At 42.6% G+C, this 6164-nt stretch carries 4 protein-coding genes and 1 pseudogene; all 5 read left to right on the forward strand.

Annotation, left to right across the window (positions count from 1 at the left end; translation table 11 throughout):
• Positions 1-137: 137 nt before the first annotated feature.
• A complete protein-coding gene (locus tag LC574_RS21960) occupies positions 138-383 on the forward strand; it encodes an HAD-IA family hydrolase (protein WP_368736717.1) in 246 nt (81 codons plus the stop codon).
• 154 nt (positions 384-537) lie between these two features.
• Entirely contained in the window at positions 538-1395 is an 858-nt protein-coding gene (locus LC574_RS21965) for an HAD hydrolase family protein (RefSeq protein ID WP_229455618.1), read from the forward strand.
• 955 nt (positions 1396-2350) lie between these two features.
• Entirely contained in the window at positions 2351-3250 is a 900-nt protein-coding gene (locus LC574_RS21970) for a formylglycine-generating enzyme family protein (protein WP_229455619.1), read from the forward strand.
• Entirely contained in the window at positions 3234-5627 is a 2394-nt protein-coding gene (locus LC574_RS21975) for an arylsulfatase (RefSeq protein ID WP_229455623.1), read from the forward strand. The genes LC574_RS21970 and LC574_RS21975 overlap by 17 nt, the downstream gene beginning before the upstream one ends.
• 136 nt (positions 5628-5763) lie before the next feature.
• Positions 5764-6164: pseudogene (locus LC574_RS21980) on the forward strand (sodium:proton symporter); the annotation flags it as partial.

The raw sequence follows: 6164 nt of genomic DNA on the forward strand, positions 1-6164 counted from the left end.
TTCGCTTAACCTCGGGCGAGGTTTTAACCAATATTCATTACCCACTCGTACAGAATTCATACCTGTTTTCTGACCGGAGGCGGAGCTTTCCTTGCTCCGCTCCTGAGTTCTGAATTCTTCTTATAAAGGTTTGTCATATTTTTAGCTCCTATGAAATTGGTAGTTGGAAACCTGCACCTGATTTATTTTTATATGCAGCTAAAAACTTGGGAGTTAACGCTCAATTATGTACTGTTGTAGAAGATAGTATTTTGGGTGTACGTGCAGGTATTGCTGCTGGCATGAAAGTTTTAGGTTACAGCAGTCAAAGTGAAGCTATTCAACTTGAAGAATGTGGAGCGCGTGTTTTTTACTCTATGTATCAACTGCCTGATTTACTTTGATTTAGAGTCATAATTTTTCAGAGATTAAATCTTAAAAATAAGAACTTAATGTCACAATGATCTCAGTTTATAAAACTGTATTTTATAAGGATGAGATCATGATGAAACAGGTCAGAAAACTTAACCATTCTCAAAATGTGTAGATAAAAAATATATGAACAACACAATCTATATTTCAGATTTAGATGGCACACTGCTCACGAACAAAGCGATTCTATCAGAATTTAGTAAAAGCAAGTTGCAGGAACTATTGGAGGACGGACTGCTGTTTACAGTCGCTAGTGCACGCAGTGTGTTTTCTATGCGTATAGCTTTGCATGGCTTAAAACTGCCTCTGCCAATTGTAGAGTTCAATGGAGCTTTTATTTCTGATTTAGCTTCTGGTCGTCATGAGATTATCAATAGCATTGAGCCAGACATAATTGATGATATATACCAGCTAATTTGCAACTTTAAATGTATTCCTTTTATTTCAAGTTTTAATGGTTTAGAAGATTGCTGTTATTACAACGAGATTATCAATGAAGGAATGCAGTGGTATCTTGATGACCGATTATTTCATCAAGATAAGAGATTGCGATCGCTCTTTGAATTAACCGATTCATTCCGCGACCAAATCGTCTGTATTACCATTATTAACCATACTGATATTCTCTCTGAATTAGAAATCGCTATCCATGAAAGATATGGTGATAGAATAGAAACCTATCATTTTGAAAATAGTTATTCTCCTGGCTGGTACTGGCTAACAATTTATAGTCATAAAGCAACTAAAGCTCAAGCAATCCTTACTCTACAAGAAACCTATGGATTGAGTAGCAAGAAGTTGATTGTATTTGGGGATCATAACAATGATATTGAAATGTTTCGCATAGCCGATTGCGCGATTGCTGTTGCCAATGCAACTGTAGAATTAAAACGCTACGCAACCCATGTAATTGATTCCAATCAAGCGGATAGTGTGGTGCGATATATCTATCAAGATTGGAGCAAAATGAAGGCTGAAGTATGAAATTATTCCACAAATATAAAATTGTACACCCAAAGTTACTTAAAATTGAAAGAATAAACAGAGTCGGAATAGCCAGATGAAAAACGATTTGCACCATTACATTGAAATCGCGGATGGAGTCCGCAGTGGTAAACCCTGTATCGCTGGTCCCCCCAAAGCATCGGGGCGACTACAGGGGGTCTTATTATGTGCATCTTTATACAGAATTGGTGTTAAGCTTTTTCGTAGCTCAATATATATAGTGCTTGACTTATGTTTTCACAAGATGTAATTTATCAATATTAGAAAAAACATCGATAAATTGATCGACTTTTAGTATTTTGGAGAATTCCAAATAAAAAAATAGCTCAAAAATTCTCTTCTTCTCATTTCTCTGTGCGGCAGTCGCTCATGGGGGAAACCCCCTTGGCGTTAGCCTCTCCCTTTGGGAGAAGACCGCGCTGCCTTGCCTCTGTGGTAGCCTGTGACGAGACGCTTTGCGAATGCGTCTACGTTTATTTTGGTAATTTATTTATTGGAAGTCTATTAACAAAAATAAAGATATTTATTGTAAATTAGCCTGAGTTTAGAGTTAACAGTTTCTGCATAGTATCAAAGATTGAAAGTTTTCTTAAGATTTATTGTTATAAAATACAGATTTTTCGACAATAAATAATGTAATGCGAGAAATAGATTACCGAAAAATACAACGAAAAGGGGGATTGTTGATCTAAAATCTAAAATCTAAAATGATATAAGTTTTAAGAAAAGTTGAATCTTATTGATGAACTACAGGCATTCAATTAGAAATAGCAAAAGTGAGAATATTAGGTATGGAAAAAAATATTGTTTTCTCACACTAATATTCATTCAAGGAATAGCGATCGCACTCTTATTCATCAATACAACCGCATTTGCAGCCACAGTCAATCCCTGTCCCCAAGGTATGGCGATGATTTCAGGAGGAACGTTCAAAATGGGGTCTGATAATTCCAGTTTTGTGGAGGAGCGATCGCCTGGAGATGTAACGGTGACTAACTTCTGTATTGATAAATATGAGGTAACAAATGCACAATTTGGGGAATTTGTCAAAGCTACAGGATATGTGACAGTTGCAGAGCGTCCCTTATCTGAAGAACAGTTTCCCGATTTACCCGATGAGCAGCGATTACCGGGTTCCCTAGTGTTTGAGATAGCAAAACCAGGTGTCAAGCAAGTTTCCTTTCTGAGTTGGTGGCATTGGACTACTGGCGCGAATTGGCAACATCCCTTTGGGCCAGACAGTGCGCTCACTAACAAATCCAACTACCCAGTTGTTCACATAGCTTACGAAGATGCCCTAGCCTACGCCAAATGGTCAGGAAAATCCCTACCCACCGAAGCTCAATGGGAATACGCCGCCCGTGGTGGCTTGGATGGTGCAACCTATGCTTGGGGCAATGAATATTCTGAACATAGAGCCAACACTTGGCAAGGAATTTTTCCCTTTTTCAACACCAAAGCCGATGGTCACTTGGGCATTGCTCCCGTCGGTTCTTTTGCACCCAATGGTTATGGACTCTATGATATGACCGGCAATGTTTGGGAATGGACTACTGATTTTTTTCAAGTCGGACACGATCGCAAATCCCATCAAATTAATCCTGTTGCCTTAAATCAAAGCTTTGATCCCAAAAAGCCTGATGAATCAAAGTTACACGTGATCAAGGGGGGATCATATCTCTGCGCTCCCAATTACTGTAGCCGCTTCCGTCCGGCGGCACGGGAGTCAGAATCACCGGATACGGGAACGACTCATATCGGGTTTCGGCTAGTTAAAAATTTGGCTTCCAGCACACTACCTTTGATGAGCAACAATAATGGCACAACTGACTGATCCTCAAAAGAGAGATTCTTTGTATGTATCTCTCAAGTTAACTTCTGGTGCGATCGCCTTTTTGAGTGCCCTGACGCTAATATTTTCTAGTCTCTTACCTCTACCTGCTTGGGCGGACTACGGCGACAAATTGCCATTACCCCAACCATCTTTTCAAGGCAAAATTGGCATTACTTACAAAGAATCCCAACCAGACTTCCCCAAACCCATTAAGGCTCCAGAAAATGCACCAAACGTGTTGCTGGTGTTGCTTGATGATGTCGGTTTTGGACAAACCAGCACCTTTGGCGGTCTGATCGATACGCCTAATTTAGACCGTCTAGCAGAAAAGGGATTGCGTTATAACCAATTCCACACCACAGCACTCTGCTCTCCTACCAGAGCCGCATTGCTCACGGGACGTAACCATCATTCTGTGAGTACGGGTGTAATTACGGAATTAGCCACAGGCTACCCAGGTTATACTGCGATTTTACCTAGAAGTGCGGCAACGATCACTGAAGTATTGCGAGACTATGGATATAACACGGCGGCCTTTGGCAAATGGCACAATACCCCAGACTATGAAACCAGTGCAGCAGGCCCATTTGATCGCTGGCCGACAGGTTTAGGTTTTGAGTACTTCTATGGATTTCTGGGCGGTGATACCAATCAATGGAGTCCAGCCTTGGTGGAAAATACCCAACATATTCAGAAACCAAGCGATCGCCCTGATTATCACCTCACCCCTGATCTAGCAGATCATGCGATTAAGTGGATTCGTACCCAACAAGCGATCGCTCCAGATAAACCCTTCTTTACCTACTTTGCCACTGGCGCAACCCATGCCCCACACCATGCGCCCAAAGAATGGATCGACAAGTACAAGGGTAAATTTGATCAAGGTTGGGATAAATTACGCGAAGACATCTTTGCTCGTCAGCTAGCCTTGGGTGTAATTCCCGTCGATACTAAGCTAACTCCTCGCCCAGCGGAACTCCCGGCTTGGGATTCCCTCACTCCCACCGAGCAGAAAGTTTATGCGCGTCAGGCGGAAGTATTTGCAGGTTTCCTCAGCCATACCGATGCACAAATTGGTAGAGTCATTGACGCCATCGATCAACTGGGTGAATTGGATAACACCTTAGTCTTTTTCATCGCCGGTGATAATGGTGCGAGTGCTGAAGGCGGCTTAACAGGTAGTGTTAATGAATTAAAAGTCTTTAATGACGTAGCAGAAAGTCCTCAAGAAGTTCTCGCGGCTTTAGATGATTTAGGTGGGCCAAAAACCTTCAATCATTTTCATGCAGCTTGGGCTTGGGCAGTAGATAGCCCCTTCCAATGGACAAAACAAATTGCTTCTCACTTCGGCGGAACCCGCAATGGTTTAGTTGTGGCTTGGGGCGAACGCATCAAAAATCGTGGTGGACTGCGGAGCCAATTCCATCATGTAATTGATATTGCGCCTACAATTCTGGAAGCTCTGGGGATTGAAGAACCAGAGGTAGTCAACGGTGCAAAACAACAACCCATCGAAGGTACTAGCCTTGTCTATAGCTTTGATAATCCTGCTGTACCATCCCATCACAAAACCCAGTATTTTGAGATGCTTGGCAATCGTGGCATTTACGATCAAGGTTGGGTAGCAGCCGCTCGTCATGGACGCTTACCTTGGGAGCGTGTTTCCAAAACCACCTTCGATGAAGATAATTGGGAACTATACGATATTACCAAAGACTTCAGTGAATCCACTGATTTAGCCAAGCAGAACCCTGACAAGTTAGGGCAACTACAAAATCTATTTCTCAAGGAAGCAAAGAAATACAAAGTTCTGCCCTTGGACGATCGCTTACTTCAACGGTTTGATGTCAAAACCCGTTCCAACCTAACCACAGGACGCAATAGCTTTACTTATTACACATCTGTTGCAGGGATTCCCGAAGGCAGCGCTCCCAATATTAAGAATCGCTCCTTTAGCATCACTGCCGATGTAGATGTTACCAAAGATGGTACTGAAGGCGTTTTAGTCACCCAAGGTGGACGTTTTGCGGGTTGGAGTTTCTTCTTGAAAGAAGGTAAACCCACCTTTGCTTACAACTTCTTAAATAGCGATGGCACAATCATTCAATCTTCTCAACCAATTGCGATCGGCAAATCCCAAATCAAATTTGACTTTACTTATGACGGTGGCGCTCCGGGATCAGGTGGTACTGGTAAGCTCTTGATTAATGAGCAGCAGGTTGCGGAAGGCCGCATTGATAAAACCGTAGGCTACCGATTTGGTTTAGATGAAACCTTTGATGTTGGCCAAGATACTGGCACACCTGCGGTAGATACTTACCAAACACCCTTTGCATTCACCGGCAACTTACAGCAAGTCACCCTGGAATTGAAGTAATAGGGATTGGGGACTGGGGACTGGGGTAATTTATTCCTCATCCCCCTCATCCCCCTCATCCCCCTCATCCCCCTCATCCCCCTCATCCCCCTCATCCCCCTCACCCCCTCCGCCCCTCTGCGTGAGATAAAAAATCATGAACGAAATCTTGTCACTAATCGACAAACTCGCACTTTTCACATTTATCGTGTTCACCATGCTGGGTGCAGGGTTAAGTCTCACCATACAACAGATTTGGGAACCACTCCGCAACCTCCGCTTAGTCATATCATCGCTGCTGACAAATTTTGTGCTAGTGCCGCTTTTTGTATATTTGTTACTACAAGTAGTACATTTAAGCGAACCACTAAGAGATGGCTTACTGATCATGGCAGTAGCATCAGGGCCTCCAGCACTACCGAAACTTGCCCACATAGTCAAAGGTAATATAGCTTTCTCGGTGGGATTAATGATGTTGCTAATGCTGGGCACAATTTTTTATATGCCGATTGTACTGCCCTTAGTGGTGGAAGGTGTGGTTCCCAAATCTGTTGTATG

Source organism: Nostoc sp. CHAB 5715, assembly GCF_020829685.1.
GTDB lineage: Bacteria > Cyanobacteriota > Cyanobacteriia > Cyanobacteriales > Nostocaceae > Nostoc.